The organism is Pseudomonas sp. NPDC089554 (assembly GCF_050280645.1).
Taxonomy (GTDB): Bacteria; Pseudomonadota; Gammaproteobacteria; order Pseudomonadales; family Pseudomonadaceae; genus Aquipseudomonas.
In genome coordinates this window covers 1-18,586 of sequence record NZ_JBNNVR010000001.1, presented here as the reverse complement: position 1 = coordinate 18,586, position 18,586 = coordinate 1, and the positions used below count along the sequence as shown (strand labels likewise).

Sequence of the window (18,586 nt, the reverse complement as noted above, 5' to 3'; positions counted from 1 at the left end):
GGCCATGTCAGTCCAATACCTGGCGGCGCGCCGGCTCGATCGGGCAACTGCTGCAATAGCCGGCCCCCTTGAGGTGATAGCGCACGCAGCAGATCCGGCGGCGGCGGGTTTCTTCGTCTTCACGCCCATCGGCATAGGTGATCGGCTCGAACAACGGGTTGCGTTGACCATCTGGGCGCAGGCGGCTGCGCAGGATCTGCCGGGCAGGCGCCGTGCAGCCGGGCGTGGCCAGCGGGTGCAGCTCGGTGCGGGTGATAGCGAATTCGAAGGTGTTGCCGATGTTGCTCCAGAACAACCTCGGTGCACCGCCACAAACCGCGGTCAGCGCCGTCACCAGCGGCTCGAGGTGGTCATCGATCAGGTAGCTGAAACGCTGGAAGCCATCGTCGCCACCGGTGGCTTGGCCATCGTGAGCCAGTTCCAGCGCCTGGGGCCGACCATTGGGCGCCAGCACCAGGCCCGCTTCGGACAGGGCCACGGGCAGCGCGCGCTGCAACAGCAGGTTGGCGGCGACCACCGGGACCAGGAAGGTGCTGATGTACCACTTCGACCACAGCGACACGGCGGCAATGCGGTGCTGGGCCGCATGCTGGCGTTGCAGGTCATCGAAGAAACGCCCGAGGTCTTCGCGCAGGAAGAAGGTCTCGGTATTGACCGCCGTGCTGCCCGGGAGGGGCAAGCGAAGGTTGTCGGCATAACGTTGCAGAGGGCCGCAGAGCAACGGCGAAAGGCTGGCGATCATCGTTCCATCCGGGATCGAGGCAGGGCTGGAGTGTATCAGTTCACAAAACGGGCGCCAGCATGGCAGCCCCCTTCATGTTTCAACACAAGGAGTTTCCCATGAGCCTGGACAACCCCGACACCCGTTTCCTGGTGGTCGTGAACGATGAGCAGCAGTATTCGATCTGGCCGGACTACAAGTCCGTGCCGCAGGGCTGGCGCAGTACCGGGTGCGAGGGCAGCAAGCAGGAGTGCCTGGCCTACATCGAGTCGGTGTGGACCGACATGCGCCCGCTGAGCCTGCGCCAAGCCATGCAGGCCAACGGTCAAGGCTAAGCCTCTATAACTCTTCCGGACACGCATCCATGGACAAGATCGAGTCAATCGCTGAAGCCACTTTCACCTTGGAACACTTCCGCCGCCAGCCGCCCCGGGTGCTGGACAGCAATGCCTGGCTGGAGCGCCAATCGCAGCGCGAGTCGTCGGCGCGCTCCTACCCACGGCGTATTCCGCTGGCGTTGGTCGAGGCCCACGGCCTGTACGTGCGTGACAGCCAGGGCCAGTTCTTCATGGACTGCCTGGGCGGCGCCGGCACCTTGGCGCTGGGCCATAACCACTCGGTCGCCGTTGCCGCCATGCGCCAGACCCTGGATTCGGGGCTGCCGTTGCACACCCTGGACCTGACCACGCCGGTCAAGGAGGCATTCGTCGATGAGTTGTTCGACTGCCTGCCACCTGCGTTCGCCAGCCAGGCCCGCGTGCAGTTCTGCGGCCCGACCGGCGCCGATGCCATCGAAGCCGCACTCAAGCTGGCCAAGATCGCCACCGGCCGCAAGGGCGTGTTCACCTTCTCGGGCGGCTACCACGGCATGACCCATGGGGCGCTGAGCCTGATGGGCAACCTGGGGCCGAAGAACCTGCCAGGTTCGTTGATGGCCGACGTGCAGGTGCTGCCATACCCCTATGACTACCGCTGCCCGTTCGGGCTCGGCGGCGAGGCAGGCATCGATGCTGGCCTGAGCCATATCGAACAGTTGCTCAGCGACCCCGAGTCCGGCGTACTGCCCCCAGCAGCGCTGGTGGTGGAGGTGATCCAGGGCGAGGGCGGGGTGATTCCGGCGCCGGCTCGCTGGCTGCAAGGGCTGCGTCGCCTGACCCGCGAGCATGGCGTGGTGCTGGTGATCGACGAGGTGCAGACCGGCTTCGCGCGTACGGGCGACTTGTTCGCCTTCGAGCACGCCGGTATCGAGCCGGATGTATTGGTGCTGTCCAAGGCACTGGGCGGCGGCTTGCCGCTGTCGGTGATCGTCTACCGGGAGGCGCTCGATCAATGGAAGCCTGGCGCCCATGCCGGCACCTTCCGCGGCAACCAGATGGCGATGGCGGCGGGTACCGCGACCTTGCGCTACCTGCGCCAAGAAGGCCTCGCCGCCCATGCCCGCGCCATGGGCCAACGGCTGATGGCCCACTTGAGCGAATTGCAGGGGCAATACCGGTGCATTGGCCAGGTGCGGGGTAGGGGATTGATGGTGGGGGTAGAGATCGTCGCACCACCGACCTTGGGCAAGAAAGCGCCGGCAGCCGATGGCGCTCTCGCGAAGGCGATTCAGCAGCAGTGCTTGCGCGAAGGCGTGATTCTCGAGCTGGGCGGGCGCCATGGTGCGGTGGTGCGCTTCCTGCCGCCGTTGATCATTCAGCCTGCGGAAATCGATGTGCTGGTCGAGAAGTTCCAGCGGGCGTTGTCGAGTGCGGTGCAGGTAGAGAGCCGGTCGGCATAGGCCTGAAGGCTGTTAGAGATCGCCCAGCGTGTGCTGCACGCTGGGCTTTTTTTTGCCTGCGATCCAGTACGTTTTAGCCGTGCGCCATGGGGCATCTTTCGGGCGATATGAACCCTCACATTCGATAAGCCGTGATTATTCATTGTCAGTGATGGATTGAAATTTGACCATTAAAAGGGCAAAATCAGTACGTAATTACATGGTACGTAACACAGTACGAAATAGTAGGAGCGAATATGGCCCGCGGCGGTATCAACAAGGCAGTGGTGCAGCAGGCCCGGCAAGCGCTGATCGCCCGGGGCGAACACCCGAGCATCGATGCCGTACGCATTGAGCTGGGCAACACTGGCTCCAAGACCACCATCCACCGCTACCTGAAGGAATTGGAAAGCCAGCAAGCGGTGGCGCCACAAGGCCTGGCCGCGCTGAACGAGCCGTTGGCCCGCCTAGTCGAACAGCTATCGGCGCAGTTGCAGGAAGAAGCCCAGTTGCGAATCGATGCTGCCGAGGCCGCTTTGGCCGAGCAGCGCGAGCAATTCGAGGCGCAATTGCAGCTGGCGCAGCAAGCATTGGCGGCCGCTCATCAACAGCATCAGGTACAAGCCAGCGCCCTGGCTGTCGAGTCGGAGCGGCTTGCTGACACCCAGCACAGCCTGCAAGCCGAACAGCTGCGCAATGCCAGCCTCAACCAGGCGCTCGGCGAGTTGCAGTTGCGCCTGAGCGACAAGGACGAGCAGGTTCGCTCGCTGGAAGACAAACACCGGCATGCCCGCGACGCGCTGGAGCATTACCGCAGCGCCAGCCGTGAGCAGCGCGAGCAGGAGCAGCGCCGCCACGAAGCCCAGGTGCAGCAGTTGCAGGTGGAGTTGCGCCAGTTGCAGCAAGGCATGATCGTGCGGCAGGACGAGGCCACCCGCTTGCACCGCGACAATGAGCGGTTGCAGGCCGAACAGCGCCAGGGTGCGGTGCAGTGCAAGGTGCTGGACGAGCAACTGGAGCAGCGTGACGCCCAGGTACAAGGGTTGCGTTCGATCCTTGCCCAGGCCCAGGGGGCGAGCGAGGAAATGCGCCGGCAACTACAGGCGCAGACCCAGGCGCTGGAGAGCAAGCGGGATGAGTGCGTCGGGCAGGCCCGCCAGCTCGAACGCCTGCAAGAGCGCCTTGCCCAACTACACGCGTTGGAGCAGCAGAGAAACCACACCGCGCGCGACTGACTCAAGGTGGAGCGGGGAAGGGGGTTGCAAGTAAATTGTTATAATATAACATTTGCTGGACCGACATTCCCCAGGAACACCCCCGTGATTCGCAGAAACCCCTCCGGCCACCTCCCCGAAATCGCCGAGTCGGCCTACATCGACAAGACCGCCATCATCTGCGGCAAGGTCGTGATCAAGGACAACGTCTTCGTCGGCCCTTATGCAGTCATCCGCGCCGATGAGGTAGATGCCAGCGGCGACATGCAGCCCATCGTCATCGGCGCCAATTCCAATATCCAGGACGGCGTGGTGATCCACTCCAAGTCCGGCGCCGCCGTGACCATCGGCGAATATTCCTCCATCGCCCACCGCTCCATCGTCCACGGCCCCTGCGTGGTCGGCGACCGGGTGTTCATCGGCTTCAACAGCGTGCTGTTCAATTGCCGCGTGGGTGATGGCAGCGTGGTGCGGCACAACTCGGTGGTCGACGGGTGCGACCTGCCTGAACGTTTCTACGTGCCGCCCACCGAGCACATCGGCCCGCACACCGACCTGGGCCGCTACCCGCCGGTGAGTGTGTCGGCATCGGAGTTCTCCGAAGATGTGGCGCGCACCAATATCGACCTGGTCCAGGGCTACAAAGCCTTGCAGAACGAGTTCTGAACATGGCCGAGCTATTGGTGCGCAATGCTCGCTTGGTCAACGAGGGGCGGGAGTTCGACGCCGACCTGCTGGTGCGCAATGGGCGGATCGACAAGATCGCCGGCAGCATCGAAGGCGTGCGTGCCCGGTTGGAGATCGACGCGGCGGGGCAGTGGCTGCTGCCGGGGATGATCGACGACCAGGTGCACTTTCGCGACCCTGGCGCGCCGCACAAGGGCAGCCTGGCGAGCGAATCCAGGGCTGCGGTGGCGGGCGGGATCACCAGTTTCATGGACATGCCCAACACCGACCCCGCCACCTTGACCCTCGAAGCGCTGGCCGACAAGAAGCGCCGTGCAGCGGCGGTGTCGCGGGCCAACTACAGCTTTCATTTCGGTGTCAGCAACGACAACCTGGAGACCGTCGCTGCCCTCGACCCCACGCAAGTCGCGGGCGTGAAGGTGTTCATGGGGGCCTCCACCGGCAATATGCTGGTGGACGACCCCAAGGTGCTGGAGCGCTTGTTCATTGCGTGTCCGACGCTGCTGCTGGCGCACTGCGAGCACACGCCAAGCATCCTGACCAACGAGGCGCGCTGGCGTGATCGCCATGGCGATTTCATTCCGGCCACTGCGCACCCGCGCATCCGTGACGCCGAGGCTTGCTATCGCTCTTCTTCGCTGGCCGTGGACATGGCCCGGCGCTTCGGCACGCGTCTGCATGTGTTGCACCTGACCACCGCCCGTGAGCTTGCGCTGTTCGCGCCGGGCCCGGTGGCCGACAAGCGCATCACTGCCGAAGCCTGCCTGCACCACCTGCTGTTCGACGACAGCGACTACGTGCGCCTGGGGCACCTGATCAAGTGCAACCCGGCGATCAAGTCGCGTAGCGATCGCGACGCCCTGCGCCAGGCCCTGGCCGATGACCTGATCGATGTGATCGGCACCGACCACGCGCCGCACACCCTGGAGGAAAAACGCCGGGTGTACGCCCGCGCGCCGTCCGGTTTGCCCCTGGTGCAGCACGCTCTGCCGGCAGCGCTGGAGCTGGTCAGCGAAGGCGTGCTGAGCTTGGCCCAGGTGGTGCGCAAGACCAGCCATGCGGTGGCCGAGTTGTTCGCCATCCGCGAGCGCGGCTTCCTGCGCGAGGGCTATTGGGCCGATTTCGTCCTGGTCGAGCGCCTGTTGCAGCCGCGTCCGGTGGCTTCGGAGCCGGTGCTCGCCCATTGCGGGTGGACGCCGTTGCAGCACCGCAGTTTCCACCATGCGGTGCGCACGACTGTCGTTTCTGGCCAGTTGGCCTGGCACCAAGGCCAGGTGCAGGACCGCTGCCAAGGCCTGCCGTTGCTGTTCGACCGTTGAACCCTCCTTTGTAAGAGTGGTGCCCATGACTGAAGAAGACCTGCTCCGCCAGCCTCCCGAGGCCTATATGAACGAACCCCAGCGCCAGTTCTTCCGTAACTTGCTGCTGGCCCAGCGCCTCGCCCTGCAAGCGCGTATCGACGAAGAGTTCCAGTCCCTGCGCCAGCAGGAGGTGCACAGCGATGCCGCCGACCAGGGCAGCGCCGAGGAAGAGCGGCATTGGCAACTGCGCAGCCTGGAGCGCGAGAAACGCCTGCTGGACAAGATTGACCAGGCGCTGGAACGCCTGGCGCGGGGCGATTATGGCTGGTGCGAGGAAACCGGCGAGCCGATCGGCCTGCGCCGGTTGCTGCTACGCCCCATGACCACTCTGAGCATCGAGGCCAAGGAGCGCCAGGAACTGCGCGAGCGTCACCTACGCGCAGATTGACAGCTCAGTCATGGGCCAGCGGCTGCAACTGCCAGCGCACGGCGCTGACGCCTTTTTCCAGACTGACCCGGCTGACCATGCGCTCCAGCTGGCTGGGTGCCTGCGGCGTGCCCACCAGTTCGGCGCGTACCTCCAGGCGGGTGGGGTCGGGCAGGTCCTCGCTGTGCAGCGACTGTAGGCGCAGGCTGGGGTCGCCCAAGGTGTGCAGCAGCAAGCTGCGTACCTGGATCTCATCTTCGGCGCGGCACACGATGCGCACCTCGAAACGCTGCTCGACCTCACTGGCCGGCAGCACATCCTGGCGATCCAGGCGCTGGGATATCTCGCGCAGCAGAATATTGGCGCACAACACCATCAAGGTACCCAGCGTGGCCTCCAGCAGCAGCCCCAGGCTGCACAGCACGCCGATGGCGGCGGTGCACCAGAGGGTGGCGGCGGTGTTGAGCCCACGTACGTTGAAACCATCACGCATGATCACGCCGCCGCCGAGAAAACCAATGCCGGAGACCACGTAGGCGGCGATCCGCGAAGCATCGCTGGGCGCCATGCCCGGCACGGCCTCGGTGATCAGCATGAACAGGCAGGCACCGGTGCTGACCAGCGCGTTGGTGCGCAGGCCCGTGAGGCGCTGGCGCAGTTGACGTTCGGCACCGATCAGGGCACCAAGCAGCAAGGCTACGCCGACGCGCAGCAGGAAAATGTTCCAATCCATAGCAAACCTCTATCCACGGGCGGTGCCCGCGTCACTCACGAAAATAAAGAGAATGCGCAGGGCCACATGCCTGACCGCGCCGGGGCGCTGGGGCAAAAGGAAAGAGGGGGATGGACCACCGTCTACCGGGTTCGGCGAGACCGTGGCAGGAACGCTGCCGGACTAGCTCGCCGTGTGGGCCTGTCGCAATCGACTGGGGCTACTGTCCAATTCAGGGTTCCTGTTGGAGATGCGAAATTGCGTCGCGGACCTTACGCCCGGCGTTGGCGAGGGTCAAGGCGGGTTTGATGACAATTGCTTCACTGCACCGGCCCTCGGCGCGATTTCATCCTGTTCCTACGCAATGCTACCCTTGCGCCCTTCGCACACTGACGCCGGACCCTCGCATGTTGTTCAACCTCGCCATCCTGCTCGGCACCCTGGTGGCCATGGAAGGTGTCGGCACCCTGGCCCACAAGTACGTCATGCACGGCTGGGGCTGGTGGCTGCACCGCTCGCACCATGAACCGCACCTGGGCATGCTCGAGACCAACGACTTCTACCTCGTGGCCCTGGCGCTGATTGCCGCGGCGCTGGTGGCGCTGGGCAAGGCCGGGTATGCGCCGCTGCAATGGGTCGGCGCGGGTGTGGCGGGGTATGGCGTGTTGTATGTGCTGGCCCATGACGGCTTCTTCCACCGTCACTGGCCTAAAAAGCCGCGCCCGGTACAGCGCTACCTCAAGCGCTTGTACCGGGCGCATCGGCTGCACCATGCGGTGAAGGGGCGTGAGGGCAGCGTGTCGTTCGGCTTCTTCTATGCGCCGCCCTTGCAGGTGCTCAAGCGTCAATTGCGCGAGCGGCGCCAACGCTGATCATCCCGCGGTTTCCCGCTCGCTGGCCGACGCCGCATGGCCACGGCTCACGCACCAGCCGAACACTGCCGCCGTGAAGAACATGATCAGGCTGTAGATCGCCGCTGGCACCGCCATGGTGGGGTTGTTCAGCAGGCTTGGGCTCAGCGCCAGGGCGATGGCCAGGGTGCCGTTGTGGATACCGATCTCCATGCCGATGGCAATCGCCTGGCGCTTGGGAATCTTCAAAAGACGTGGCACCCAGTAGCCCACGCCCAGGCTCAGCAGGTTGAACAGCAGCGCGGCCAGGCCCACCAGCGGGGCGTACTCGACCACGGTCTGCCAGTCCTTGGCCAGCGCCAGCACGATGGTGAATGCCAGGAACAACGCAGCCACCAGCTTCATGGGCTTCTCCATGCGCGAGGCGAAGCCGGGGGCATAGCGGCGAATCAGCATGCCCAAGGCCACCGGCAGCAGCACGATGGCGAATACCTGCATCACCTTGGCAAATTGCAGCGGGATGGCCTGGTCCGACTCCATGAACCACATCAGGGACAGGTTCACCAGCAGCGGCATGGTCAGGATGGCGATCAGCGAGTTCACGGCAGTCAGGGTGATGTTCAGTGCCACGTCACCATGGGCCAAGTGGCTGAACAGGTTGGCGGTGGTGCCGCCAGGCGAGGCGGCCAGCAGCATCAAGCCCACGGCCAGCGCCGCCTCCAGGCCGAAGCCATTGGCGATCAGGAAGCACACGAATGGCAGCAGGAGGATCTGGCAGGCCAGGCCGATCAGCACCGGCTTGGGGTATTTCACCACCCGCGCGAAATCGGCCAGGGTCAGCGACAGGCCAAGGCCCAGCATGATGATGCCCAAGGCGAGGGGCAGGATAGCGGTGAGCAGGGGTGAGGCGGTCATCGGCAGCGTCTCGGGCGAAGGATTCGAAGCAGTGTAGGTGCAAGTGTCAAGGCCGCTAATCGCAAAGGGCCAGGTCTTGGTAACCTTTTGTTACCGGCTTTTCCGAAAAGCCGCTGTGCCAGCGTCGACGTGCCGCGTTGCGATGGGCTGCCGAGCGCAGTAGCATTCGCGCTTTTGCCAAGGATTTCGCCTGTCATGACGTTCCAGCAAGGCCTGCTTGCCACCCCGGTACCTGCCCACGCCCGCCACCTGTTCTTCGCCCTGCACACCAGCGAAGCGCTGCCCGCAGTGCTGGACGCGCTGTTGCCGCAGGTCGATGGCCAGCAACTGGTGCTTGCCGTTGGCGCGCCGCTGGTAAAGGCGTTGGGGCGTGAAGTGCCGGGCCTGCGCGGCTTCCCGCAACTGAATGCCGTGGTCGAGAACCCCAGTACCCAGCATGCGCTGTGGCTATGGCTGCGTGGCGAAGAACGCGGTGAGCTGTTCCTGCGTGCCCAAGCCGTGGAAGCGCTATTGGCGCCGGCGCTGAACCTGGTCGACAGCGTCGAAGGCTTCCTGCACCGTGGTGGCCACGATCTGACTGGCTATGAAGACGGCACCGAGAACCCGGTTGAGCAGGCCGCAGTCGACGCCGCGATTACCGCCAGCGATGTGCCGGGGCTGACAGGCTCGAGCTTCGCCGCGTTCCAGCTGTGGAAGCACGACCTGGGTTACTTCAAGGCACTGCCCCAGGCCGAGCAGGACGACATCATCGGCCGCCGCCTGAGCGACAACGAAGAACTCGACGAGGCGCCCGAGTCGGCCCACGTCAAGCGCACCGCGCAAGAGAGCTTCGAGCCCGAGGCCTTCATGGTGCGCCGTTCGCTGGCCTGGGCCGACGAGCGTGGCGCGGGGCTGGCCTTCGTGGCCCTGGGGCATTCGCTGGATGCCTTCGAGGTGCAGCTGCGGCGCATGAGTGGCCTGGAAGACGGCGTAACCGATGCCTTGTATCGCTTCAGTCGCCCGCTGAGCGGCGGCTACTACTGGTGCCCGCCCATGGGCGAGCATGGCCTGGACCTGCGCCTGCTGCTGGGTTGAGCCTAAATATCCAGATACAGAATCTCCAAACGCTGTAGGACATTGCGACTAGCCTTGAAGGTTTCCGATTGATGACGGTGGCGCGGCTTGCATGAGCCACCCACTACGGGAGCTTCTTCATGATGTACGCACGTCGCGATGTCCTGCTCGCCAGCGCCGCCTTGGGCCTGCTGGCCGCCAGCCCAATGCTGCGGGCCGAGAGCGCTACGGGCATGCTCACACGCAAGGTGCCTTCCACCGGTGAGGCCTTGCCGGTGATCGGTGCAGGCACCTCCGGCAGTTTCGAAGTGTCCGCTGGGTCCGCGCAATACCAACAGCTCAAGGAAGTGCTCAAGGCTTTCTTCCAGGGTGGCGGCAAGATCATCGACACCTCGCCCAACTATGGCGGCGCCGATGCCATTCTCGGCCAGTTGTTGGAGGAGGGCGGCTGGCACCGCCAGTGTTTCCTCGCCACCAAGATCGCTGCCGACAGCCCCGAGGCAGCTCGCCAGCAGTGGGCCGAGACCCTGCGCAGCCTGCGTACCGACAAGGTCGACCTGTTGCAGATCCACAACCTGCGCGACTGGAAGACCCAGCTGCCCTACGCCCGTGAACTCAAGCAGCAGGGCAAGACCCGCTATATCGGCATCACCCATTACCTGGCCAGTGGCCACGAGGCGGTCGCCGAGATCGTGCGTAGCGAACCGCTGGATTTCGTGCAGATCAATTATTCGGTCAATGCACCAGAAGCCGCCCGCGAGCTGTTGCCGCTGTGCCGCGACAAAGGCGTGGCGGTGCTGATCAATCGCGCCTTCGACGATGGGCGCTTGTTCGCCAAGGTCAAGGACCAGGCATTGCCTGGCTGGGCTGCAGAAGCGGGGATCACAAGCTGGGCGCAGCTGTTCCTGAAGTTTGCCATCAGCCACCCGGCGGTGACCGCAGTGATCCCCGCCACCGGCCGCCCGGACCGTCAGCTCGACCAGCTCAAGGCCGGTGTTGGTCCGCTGTTGAGCGAGGCGCAGCAGCAGGCGTTGGTCAAGCAGTTTGCGTGAGGCCATGAACGGCTGGCGACGCCGCCTGGACCAAAGCCTCAACATCCAGCCTGGCGAAGGCCCGGCGGTGGTGGCCGGGCTGCTGCTGTTCTACTTGTTGTTCACCGGCTATTTCATGCTGCGCCCGGTACGCGAAACCATGGGCGTGGCCGGCGGGGTGGACAACCTGCAATGGCTGTTCACTGGCACCTTCGTCGCCACTCTGGTGTGCCTGCCGTTGTTCGGCTGGCTGGCCTCGCGGGTGCCAAGGCGCAGCATCCTGCCGTGGGCCTATGGGTTCTTCATCAGCAACCTTTTGTTGTTCGCTGTGCTCTTTGCCCGCGACCCGGATGATCTCTGGCATGCGCGGGCTTTTTATATCTGGCTGTCGGTGTTCAACCTGCTGGCCATTTCCTTGGCCTGGAGTGTGTTCGCCGACCTGTTCTCCAGCGAGCAGGGCAAGCGCCTGTTCGGCCTGCTGGCGGCGGGTGCCAGCCTGGGGGGCTTGAGCGGGCCTATCCTCGGCACCCTGCTGGTGGCGCCGTTGGGCCATGCCGGGCTACTAGTGCTGGCCGGGCTGTTCCTGCTGGGCAGCGTAGGGGCTGCGCTGTATCTGCAGGCTTGGCGGCAACGCAACCCGTTGCCAGCAACTACCGAACACCCGGCTTCACGCCCACTGGGCGGCAACCCATTCGCCGGTGCCATGGCGGTGGTGCGGTCACCTTACTTGCTGGGTATCGCGCTGTTCGTGGTGCTGCTGGCCAGCGTCAGCACCTTCCTGTATTTCGAGCAGGCGCGCATCGTCAGCGAAACCTTCACCGATCGTACCCGCCAGACTCAGGTGTTCGGCATGATCGACACCCTGGTGCAGGCCCTGGCGATCCTCACCCAGGTGTTCTTGACCGGCCGCCTGGCCCGGCGAATGGGCGTTGGTGTGCTGCTGGTGGCGGTGCCGCTGGTGATGGCCGCAGGATTCCTATGGCTGGCGTTCGCACCCGTTTTTGCAGTGTTCGTCGTGGTGATGGTGGTACGCCGCGCTGGCGAATACGCCTTGGTACGCCCTGGGCGGGAGATGCTGTTCACGGTGTTGCCAGCCGAGGATAAATACAAGGCCAAGAACTTTATCGACACCGTGGTCTATCGCGGTGGCGATGCCCTGAGCGGCTGGGTCAAGCGGGGCCTGGACCTGATGGGGGAGCATCCGCAATTGGCCATGTTGATCGGCTCTCTGATTGCTCTCGGCTGGGGTATCACAGGCGGCTGGCTGGGGCGGCGTCAACGGCGTCTGGAAGGGCAGTGATACTTGGACGCCCAGGAGAGACACTTCCTTACAATCTTTCACAAAAAGATCAAATGAGACTAAATTGACTCACCGCCTTGCCGTGAGTACCATTCGACCGGTTTTCATAAGGCTCGGTGAGCGAAAAAATGAGCATTTTGCGTGCAACAGGCATGGCCAGCCTCCTGGCCGTAGCCATGGCCCTGGCGGGCTGTGGCGACGAGGGTGGCCAGCAGGCCGCCGCGCCTTCCCCCCTTCCGGTACAAACCGTTACGGTCGCCAATGAAGTCCTGAACCTGGCCTCGACCCTGCCTGGTCGCGTCGAACCCATGCGTGTGGCCGAGGTGCGGGCCCGGGTGGCCGGCATCGTGCTGAACAAGCGCTTCGAGGAGGGCGCCGACGTCAAGGCCGGCGATGTGCTGTTCCAGATCGACCCCGCGCCGTTCAAGGCCGCGCTGTCGCGGGCCGAGGGCGACTTGGCACGGGCCGAGGCAGTGCGCCATGAGGCCCAGGCGCGGGTGCGCCGTTATGCGCCGCTGGTGGAGATCGAAGCCGTCAGCCAACAGGATTTCGACACCGCCAGCGCCGACCTGCGCAGCGCCGAGGCGGCCATCCGCTCGGCCAAGGCCGATGTCGAAACTGCCCGCCTGAACCTCGGTTACGCCACGGTCAAGGCGCCGATTTCCGGCCGTATCGGCCGTGCACTGATCACCGAGGGTGCGCTGGTGGGGCAGGGCGACGCCACGCTGATGGCACGTATCCAGCAACTCGACCCCATCTATATCGACTTTACCCAGTCCGCCGCCGATGCCCTGCGTCTGCGCCAGGCCCTCAAGGACGGCGCCTTGGCCCGTGACGACCAGGCGCTGACAGCCCGTGTGGAAGGCACCGACTACGAGCGCCAGGGCCAGTTGATGTTCACCGACGTGGCGGTCGACCCTGGCACTGGCCAAGTCACCCTGCGTGGTCGTTTCGACAACGCCGACGGCATCCTGCTGCCCGGCATGTATGTGCGTGTACGCACGCCACAAGGCACCGACAACCGCGCCATCCTGGTACCGCAACGCGCCGTGCAGCGCAGTGCCGACGGCCAGGCGCGGGTGATGCTGGTGGGTGCCAATGGCATGGCCGAGGCCCGCGAGGTGCGTACCGGGGCCATGCAGGGCGCACGTTGGCAGATCCTCGAAGGGCTGCAGCCGGGCGATCAGGTCATCGTCGGCAGCCCGGCAGGGCTCGCTCCAGGCGCGCCGGTAGCGCCGAGCGCGGCGCAACAGGCCGCGACGCGCTGATACAGGGAGAGTCCAATGTCCAAGTTCTTCATCGCCCGGCCCAACCTTGCGTGGGTCGTGGCACTGTTCATCTCCCTGGCCGGCCTGCTGGCCATCCCGATGTTGCCGGTGGCCCAGTACCCCAGCGTGGCACCGCCGCAGATCACCATCACCGCCACCTACCCAGGGGCCTCGGCCAAGGTGCTGGTCGAATCGGTCACCAGCGTCATCGAAGAGTCGCTCAACGGCGCCAAGAACCTGCTGTATTTCGAGTCGACCAACAACTCCAATGGCATCGCCGAGATCGTCGTCACCTTCGAGCCGGGCACCGAACCGGAGCTGGCCCAGGTCGACGTGCAGAACCGCCTGAAGAAGGCTGAGGCACGCCTGCCGGGCGCGGTGACCACCCAGGGCGTGGAAGTGGAGCAGACCAGCGCGGGCTTTTTGCTGATCTACGCCCTGAACTACAAGGACTCCAGCGCCAACGGCGACACCACCCAACTGGGCGACTACGCCGCGCGCAACATCAACAACGAGCTGCGCCGCCTGCCCGGCGTGGGCAAGTTGCAGTTCTTCTCCTCGGAAGCGGCCATGCGGGTGTGGATCGACCCGCAGAAGCTGGTGGGCTACGGCTTGTCCATCGATGACGTCGGCAACGCCATTCGCGGACAGAACGTGCAGGTGCCAGCGGGCGCCTTCGGCAGCGCGCCAGGCAGCAGCCAGCAGGAGCTGACCGCGACCCTGGCCGTGCACGGTACTCTGGATGACCCCGAGGCCTTCGGCCGGGTGGTGCTGCGCGCCAACCCGGACGGCTCGATGGTGCGCCTGGCCGATGTGGCGCGTCTTGAGGTGGGCAGCGAAAGCTACAACTTCTCCTCGCGCCTGGATGGCAAGCCGGCCGTGGCCGGGGCGATCCAGCTGGCACCGGGTGCCAATGCCTTGAAGACTGCGGCGCTGGTCAAGGAACGCCTGGACGAGCTGTCCGAGTTCTTCCCCGAGGGCGTCGAGTATTCGATTCCCTACGACACCTCGCGCTTCGTCGACGTGGCCATCGGCAAGGTGATCACCACCTTGGTAGAGGCCATGGTGCTGGTGTTCCTGGTGATGTTCCTGTTCCTGCAGAACATCCGCTACACCCTGATCCCGTCGATCGTGGTGCCGGTGTGCCTGCTCGGCACGCTGGTGATCATGAAGCTGCTGGGCTTCTCGGTGAACATGATGACCATGTTCGGCATGGTGCTGGCCATCGGCATCCTGGTGGACGACGCCATCGTGGTGGTGGAGAACGTCGAGCGGATCATGGCCGAGGAAGGCTTGCCGCCGACCCAGGCGACCATCAAGGCCATGGGGCAGGTGTCCGGGGCGATCATCGGTATCACCCTGGTACTGTCAGCGGTGTTCCTGCCGTTGGCGTTCATGTCCGGCTCGGTGGGGGTGATCTACCAGCAGTTCTCGCTGTCGCTGGCAGTGTCGATTCTGTTCTCGGGCTTCCTGGCCCTGACCTTTACCCCGGCGCTGTGCGCAACCTTGCTCAAGCCGGTACCCCAAGGGCACCACGAGAAGCGCGGGTTCTTCGGCGCTTTCAACCGCGGTTTCAATCGCCTGACCGAGCGCTATTCGGCACTCAACGGCGCACTGGTGGCCCGTGCCGGGCGTTTCATGCTGGTGTACGCCGGCATTCTGGTGGTGCTGGGCTACTTCTACCTGCGCCTGCCTGAATCGTTCGTGCCGGTCGAGGACCAGGGCTATGCCATCGTCGACATCCAGCTGCCGCCAGGCGCCAGCCGCCTGCGTACCGACGCCACCGGGCAGGCCCTGGAGCAGTTCATGATGTCGCGCGAGGCACTGGCCTCGGTGTTCGTGGTCAGCGGCTTCAGCTTCTCGGGCATGGGCGAGAACGCCGCGCTGGCTTTCCCGACCTTCAAGGACTGGTCCGAGCGCAGCGCCGAGCAATCGGTGGAAGCCGAGGCCGCGGCGGTCAACGAACGCTTCGCCAGCCACGGTGACGGCAGCATCATGGCGGTCAACCCGCCGCCGATCGATGGCCTGGGCAACTCCGGTGGTTTTGCCTTGCGCCTGCTCGACCGTGGCAACCTCGGTCGCGAGGCCTTGCTGGCGGCCCGCGACAAGCTGCTTCAGGAGGCCAACGGCAACCCGGCGATCCTCTACGCGATGATGGAAGGCCTGGCCGAGGCGCCGCAGCTGCGGGTCGAGGTGGACCGCGAGAAGGCCCGCGCACTGGGCGTGAACTTCGAGACCATCAACAACACCTTGTCCACCGCATTCGGCTCGCAGGTGATCAACGACTTCACCAACGCTGGACGCCACCAGCGCGTGGTGGTACAGGCCGAGCAGGGCGAGCGCATGACCCCGGAAAGCGTGCTGCGCCTGTATGCGCCCAACGCGTCAGGGCAACAGGTGCCGTTCAGCGCCTTCGTTTCCACGCACTGGGAAGAGGGGCCGGTACAGATCGTACGCTACAACGGCTACCCGTCGATCCGCATCGCAGGCGATGCCGCACCGGGCCACAGTACCGGCCAGGCCATGGCCGAGATGGAGCGCCTGGTCGCCGACCTGCCGCCGGGCATCGGCTACGCCTGGACGGGGTTGTCGTACCAGGAGAAGGTCTCCAGCGGCCAGGCCGGCAGCCTGTTCGCCCTGGCCATCCTGGTGGTGTTCCTCTTGTTGGTGGCGCTGTACGAGAGCTGGGCCATTCCGCTGACCGTGATGCTGATCGTGCCGATCGGTGCCTTGGGCGCGGTGCTGGCGGTGATGGCGGCGGGCATGCCCAACGACGTGTACTTCAAGGTCGGCCTGATCACCATCATTGGCCTGGCGGCGAAGAACGCGATCCTGATCGTCGAGTTCGCCAAGGAGCTTTGGGAGAAGGGTCACAGCCTGCGCGACGCCGCCCTGGAAGCCGCACGCCTGCGCTTCCGGCCGATCGTGATGACCTCGATGGCGTTCATCCTCGGCGTGGTGCCCCTGGCCATCGCCAGCGGCGCCGGTGCAGCCAGCCAGCGGGCGATCGGCACCGGGGTGATCGGTGGCATGCTCAGCGCAACCTTGCTGGGCGTGGTATTCGTACCGATCTGCTTCGTTTGGGTGCTGTCGCTGCTTAAACGCAAGCCAAAGCCGGCCGCCCAGGCACAGGCCGACGAGGCGCTGCAATAAAGCGCCGACATTTGCTTGGTGGGAAATCGATTACTGTCTTGGCCCCAGCGCATCGCCCTGGGGCCTTTTTTTTGCGCGGGTGTTTCAGCCCTGGACCCGCGCGCCCTGCAAGAACAGCTGCTCCAGCGCCTGCGCCGCATAGGCGCTGGCCGCACGCCCGCGCCGCACGGCGTCGGCCATGCCGAATATCAAGGTGAGGAACATCTCGGTGAATACCGCCGCGCTGATATCGATGCGCAGCACGCCCATCTGCTGGGCCCGCAGGAAGAACACATCCATGGCTTGGTTATAGGCTTTCCAGCGGCGGTCGTCGCCGTCGCCCAGCAAGGTGTCGGGGCGGTACTGGAACATCAGGAACAGCAGCATCTCATGGTGCTTGAGGTGCTCGGTGATCAGCTGGCGCAGCGCCGACAGCGGTTCGGCGTTGCCAAGGTCGGCATCTTCGATGACCTGGTTGAGTACCCGCTCGCCATGCTGTTCGAGCATGTCCACCAGGTTGTCGCGGGTGCCGCAGAAGCGGTGCAGGGTGGCCTTGCTGATACCGGCAGCCTCGGCCAGTTCCTTCAAGGTTGCGCGGGGGTGCAGCACGATGGCGTGGGCGAGCGCCTTGAGCAGGCGTTCGTCTTGGGATGGGGGTTGCATCGAGGTTCCTCGCAGGGGGCGCATAGCGTCCATTGTGCAGGAAAATGAAGCGCTTTCAACTCGCTGGAGGTGGGTGAGTCTTATTTGAGACTCATTTGCTTCGAAAGCGGGAGCCGAGGCTGGCCCCCGAAAGGCTCAGTGCGGTGCGCGCACGATGGTCTTGAGCAGGTCTTCCGGGCTGATGTGCCCAACGACTTGGCCAACCGCGCTGCCGGGCGAGGGCAGGTCAATGATATGGCCCTTCATCTTGCCGACCACATGCATTTCGCAGGGCTTGCAGTCGAACTTCAGGGTCAGCACCTCGTCGCCATGCACCAGTTGCATCGGCGCGACCTTGGTGCGTACGCCGGTCACGCCCTTGGCCTGCTTGGGGCACAGGTTGAAGGAGAAGCGCAGGCAGTGCTTGGTGATCATCACCGGCACCTCGCCGTGCTCTTCATGGGCTTCGTACGCGGCATCGATCAGCTTCACCCCGTGGCGGTGGTAGAAGTCGCGGGCCTTCTGGTTGTAGACGTTGGCCAGGAACGACAGGTGCGCCTCGGGGTACACCGGTGGCGGCGTGGTCTCGGCCTTGCGCCCGCCACGCGGATGAGCCGCTACCCGCGCCTCGGTCAGGGCCTCGATGGCTTCGCGGCGCAGGGCCTTGAGCTGCGAATTGGGGATGAAGAACGCCTGTGGCGCGTCCAGCTCGATGGCATTGGCGTGGTACTGGGTGGTACCCAGCTGGCCGAGCAGGTCATGCAACTGGTCGAGCGCTTGTTGTGGCTTGTTGGCCGCACCGAACGGGCCGTCCAGGGCCACCTGCACGCTTACGCCTTCCTCGCTGCTGACAGTCAGCATCAGGCGCTGCTCGGTCAGCACCGCATGCCACTCGACACCCACGCGACGTTCGGCCGAAGTACGTTGCAGGGCCTGCTGCCAGTTGTGGTCGAGGTTGCGCGACAGCGGGTGGTTGGGACGCAGCTTGTACAGGCCCTCGGGCATTTCGTTGGGCTCGACCCGGTAGCGATAGCGCTTCTGGCCGTCTTCCTCGGATTCGCTTTTCAATTCGGCGATGTTCGCCCGGAAACCCACCACCTCGCGCTTGACCAGCACGTTCAGGCCATCGCCATTGGTCAGCGGCACCTCGGTGGCCACCAGCAGGTCGCGCTTGCCGACCTTTTCCACCACGCCCACCGGCAGGCCGGTGAAGGTTGGCGAGTCGAAGGCGCCGATGTCGATCTTGCGCTCGCTGACGAAGTAGTCGGTGCTACCACGGTGGAAGGTCTTGTCCGGGTCGGGCACGAAGAAGTGCTCGGTGCGCCCGCTGGAGGCGCGGGCCAGGGCCGGGCGGTCCTCGAGGATGGCGTCGAGTTCCTTGCGGTAGTGGGCGGTGATGTTCTTCACATAGCCCATGTCCTTGTAGCGGCCCTCGATCTTGAACGAGCGCACGCCGGCATCTACCAGGTCGCGCAGGTTGGTTTTTGTCGGTGAGGTGATTTGGTTTTCTCATTATTCTTATGTGCTCTTCTTCTAGTGCGCCATTTAAACTCGTTAGAGCGCGTGTCTCTTTTTC

The 18,586-nt window shown here is 64.7% G+C and carries 16 protein-coding genes and 1 pseudogene; 12 read left to right on the top strand and 5 right to left on the bottom strand.

The window, feature by feature from the left end; translation table 11 throughout:
• Window positions 1-7 precede the first annotated feature (7 nt).
• On the bottom strand, window positions 8-742 hold the full coding sequence (gene fhuF, locus ACQKPE_RS00085; protein WP_427662741.1) for a siderophore-iron reductase FhuF: 735 nt from the start codon (window positions 740-742) through the stop codon (window positions 8-10).
• A 98-nt stretch (window positions 743-840) separates the two neighbouring features.
• Between fhuF and ACQKPE_RS00080 the strand changes: the two genes are divergently transcribed.
• The 6 genes from ACQKPE_RS00080 to dksA all read left to right on the top strand — a co-directional run bounded on the left by ACQKPE_RS00080 (window position 841) and on the right by dksA (window position 6,127).
• The gene (locus ACQKPE_RS00080; RefSeq protein ID WP_427662740.1) at window positions 841-1,056 is read left to right on the top strand and encodes an MbtH family protein; all 216 of its coding nucleotides are present in this window, start codon (window positions 841-843) and stop codon (window positions 1,054-1,056) included.
• 29 nt (window positions 1,057-1,085) lie between these two features.
• A complete protein-coding gene (locus ACQKPE_RS00075) occupies window positions 1,086-2,498 on the top strand; it encodes a diaminobutyrate--2-oxoglutarate transaminase (protein WP_427662739.1) in 1,413 nt (470 codons plus the stop codon).
• 236 nt (window positions 2,499-2,734) lie between these two features.
• Window positions 2,735-3,712, top strand: a complete 978-nt coding sequence (locus tag ACQKPE_RS00070; RefSeq protein ID WP_427662738.1) for a DNA-binding protein — start codon at window positions 2,735-2,737, stop codon at window positions 3,710-3,712.
• Between the two features lie 84 nt (window positions 3,713-3,796).
• Window positions 3,797-4,357 (top strand): carbonate dehydratase, encoded by a 561-nt coding sequence (locus tag ACQKPE_RS00065; RefSeq protein ID WP_427662737.1) that lies wholly within the window; start codon window positions 3,797-3,799, stop codon window positions 4,355-4,357.
• A gap of 2 nt (window positions 4,358-4,359) precedes the next feature.
• The gene (locus tag ACQKPE_RS00060) at window positions 4,360-5,697 is read left to right on the top strand and encodes a dihydroorotase (RefSeq protein ID WP_427662736.1); all 1,338 of its coding nucleotides are present in this window, start codon (window positions 4,360-4,362) and stop codon (window positions 5,695-5,697) included.
• 25 nt (window positions 5,698-5,722) lie between these two features.
• Window positions 5,723-6,127, top strand: a complete 405-nt coding sequence (dksA, locus tag ACQKPE_RS00055; protein ID WP_427662735.1) for an RNA polymerase-binding protein DksA — start codon at window positions 5,723-5,725, stop codon at window positions 6,125-6,127.
• A gap of 4 nt (window positions 6,128-6,131) precedes the next feature.
• On the opposite strand, the gene ACQKPE_RS00050 is transcribed toward dksA, so the two are convergent.
• A complete protein-coding gene (locus tag ACQKPE_RS00050; protein ID WP_427662734.1) occupies window positions 6,132-6,839 on the bottom strand; it encodes an MgtC/SapB family protein in 708 nt (235 codons plus the stop codon).
• A 386-nt stretch (window positions 6,840-7,225) separates the two neighbouring features.
• Here ACQKPE_RS00050 and ACQKPE_RS00045 point away from each other — a divergent pair, with 386 nt between their 5' ends.
• Window positions 7,226-7,690, top strand: a complete 465-nt coding sequence (locus ACQKPE_RS00045; RefSeq protein WP_427662733.1) for a sterol desaturase family protein — start codon at window positions 7,226-7,228, stop codon at window positions 7,688-7,690.
• Here the strand turns inward: ACQKPE_RS00045 and ACQKPE_RS00040 are convergent, their stop codons facing one another.
• Window positions 7,691-8,584, bottom strand: a complete 894-nt coding sequence (locus ACQKPE_RS00040; protein WP_427662732.1) for a bile acid:sodium symporter family protein — start codon at window positions 8,582-8,584, stop codon at window positions 7,691-7,693.
• Between the two features lie 195 nt (window positions 8,585-8,779).
• Here ACQKPE_RS00040 and ACQKPE_RS00035 point away from each other — a divergent pair, with 195 nt between their 5' ends.
• The 5 genes from ACQKPE_RS00035 (at window position 8,780) to ACQKPE_RS00015 (ending at window position 16,389) form a co-directional block, all read left to right on the top strand.
• Complete coding sequence (locus tag ACQKPE_RS00035; protein ID WP_427662731.1) at window positions 8,780-9,658, top strand: Dyp-type peroxidase; 879 nt, start codon at window positions 8,780-8,782, stop codon at window positions 9,656-9,658.
• A 122-nt stretch (window positions 9,659-9,780) separates the two neighbouring features.
• On the top strand, window positions 9,781-10,689 hold the full coding sequence (locus tag ACQKPE_RS00030; protein WP_427662883.1) for an aldo/keto reductase: 909 nt from the start codon (window positions 9,781-9,783) through the stop codon (window positions 10,687-10,689).
• 4 nt (window positions 10,690-10,693) lie between these two features.
• Window positions 10,694-11,968, top strand: a complete 1,275-nt coding sequence (locus ACQKPE_RS00025) for an NTP/NDP exchange transporter (RefSeq protein ID WP_427662730.1) — start codon at window positions 10,694-10,696, stop codon at window positions 11,966-11,968.
• Between the two features lie 128 nt (window positions 11,969-12,096).
• Window positions 12,097-13,236, top strand: coding sequence for a MexC family multidrug efflux RND transporter periplasmic adaptor subunit (locus tag ACQKPE_RS00020; RefSeq protein ID WP_427662729.1), 1,140 nt, complete (start codon window positions 12,097-12,099; stop codon window positions 13,234-13,236).
• Between the two features lie 15 nt (window positions 13,237-13,251).
• The gene (locus tag ACQKPE_RS00015) at window positions 13,252-16,389 is read left to right on the top strand and encodes a multidrug efflux RND transporter permease subunit (protein ID WP_427662728.1); all 3,138 of its coding nucleotides are present in this window, start codon (window positions 13,252-13,254) and stop codon (window positions 16,387-16,389) included.
• A gap of 84 nt (window positions 16,390-16,473) precedes the next feature.
• Here the strand turns inward: ACQKPE_RS00015 and ACQKPE_RS00010 are convergent, their stop codons facing one another.
• Both ACQKPE_RS00010 and ACQKPE_RS00005 read right to left on the bottom strand, forming a co-directional pair.
• Window positions 16,474-17,031: a TetR/AcrR family transcriptional regulator gene (locus ACQKPE_RS00010; RefSeq protein WP_427662727.1), complete on the bottom strand. Its 558-nt coding sequence runs from the start codon at window positions 17,029-17,031 to the stop codon at window positions 16,474-16,476.
• A gap of 135 nt (window positions 17,032-17,166) precedes the next feature.
• Window positions 17,167-18,489, bottom strand: a pseudogene (locus tag ACQKPE_RS00005) (DUF3656 domain-containing U32 family peptidase); the annotation flags it as partial.
• Window positions 18,490-18,586 lie beyond the last annotated feature (97 nt).

Coding starts and splice junctions, on each gene's coding strand:
- dksA (WP_427662735.1), top strand. CDS start 5,723: ATGACTGAAGAAGACCTGCTCCGCCAGCCTCCCGAGGCCTATATGAAC.
- ACQKPE_RS00025 (WP_427662730.1), top strand. CDS start 10,694: ATGAACGGCTGGCGACGCCGCCTGGACCAAAGCCTCAACATCCAGCCT.
- ACQKPE_RS00040 (WP_427662732.1), bottom strand. CDS start 8,584: ATGACCGCCTCACCCCTGCTCACCGCTATCCTGCCCCTCGCCTTGGGC.
- ACQKPE_RS00035 (WP_427662731.1), top strand. CDS start 8,780: ATGACGTTCCAGCAAGGCCTGCTTGCCACCCCGGTACCTGCCCACGCC.
- ACQKPE_RS00075 (WP_427662739.1), top strand. CDS start 1,086: ATGGACAAGATCGAGTCAATCGCTGAAGCCACTTTCACCTTGGAACAC.
- ACQKPE_RS00010 (WP_427662727.1), bottom strand. CDS start 17,031: ATGCAACCCCCATCCCAAGACGAACGCCTGCTCAAGGCGCTCGCCCAC.
- ACQKPE_RS00060 (WP_427662736.1), top strand. CDS start 4,360: ATGGCCGAGCTATTGGTGCGCAATGCTCGCTTGGTCAACGAGGGGCGG.
- fhuF (WP_427662741.1), bottom strand. CDS start 742: ATGATCGCCAGCCTTTCGCCGTTGCTCTGCGGCCCTCTGCAACGTTAT.
- ACQKPE_RS00045 (WP_427662733.1), top strand. CDS start 7,226: ATGTTGTTCAACCTCGCCATCCTGCTCGGCACCCTGGTGGCCATGGAA.
- ACQKPE_RS00080 (WP_427662740.1), top strand. CDS start 841: ATGAGCCTGGACAACCCCGACACCCGTTTCCTGGTGGTCGTGAACGAT.
- ACQKPE_RS00070 (WP_427662738.1), top strand. CDS start 2,735: ATGGCCCGCGGCGGTATCAACAAGGCAGTGGTGCAGCAGGCCCGGCAA.
- ACQKPE_RS00050 (WP_427662734.1), bottom strand. CDS start 6,839: ATGGATTGGAACATTTTCCTGCTGCGCGTCGGCGTAGCCTTGCTGCTT.
- ACQKPE_RS00015 (WP_427662728.1), top strand. CDS start 13,252: ATGTCCAAGTTCTTCATCGCCCGGCCCAACCTTGCGTGGGTCGTGGCA.
- ACQKPE_RS00030 (WP_427662883.1), top strand. CDS start 9,781: ATGTACGCACGTCGCGATGTCCTGCTCGCCAGCGCCGCCTTGGGCCTG.
- ACQKPE_RS00020 (WP_427662729.1), top strand. CDS start 12,097: ATGAGCATTTTGCGTGCAACAGGCATGGCCAGCCTCCTGGCCGTAGCC.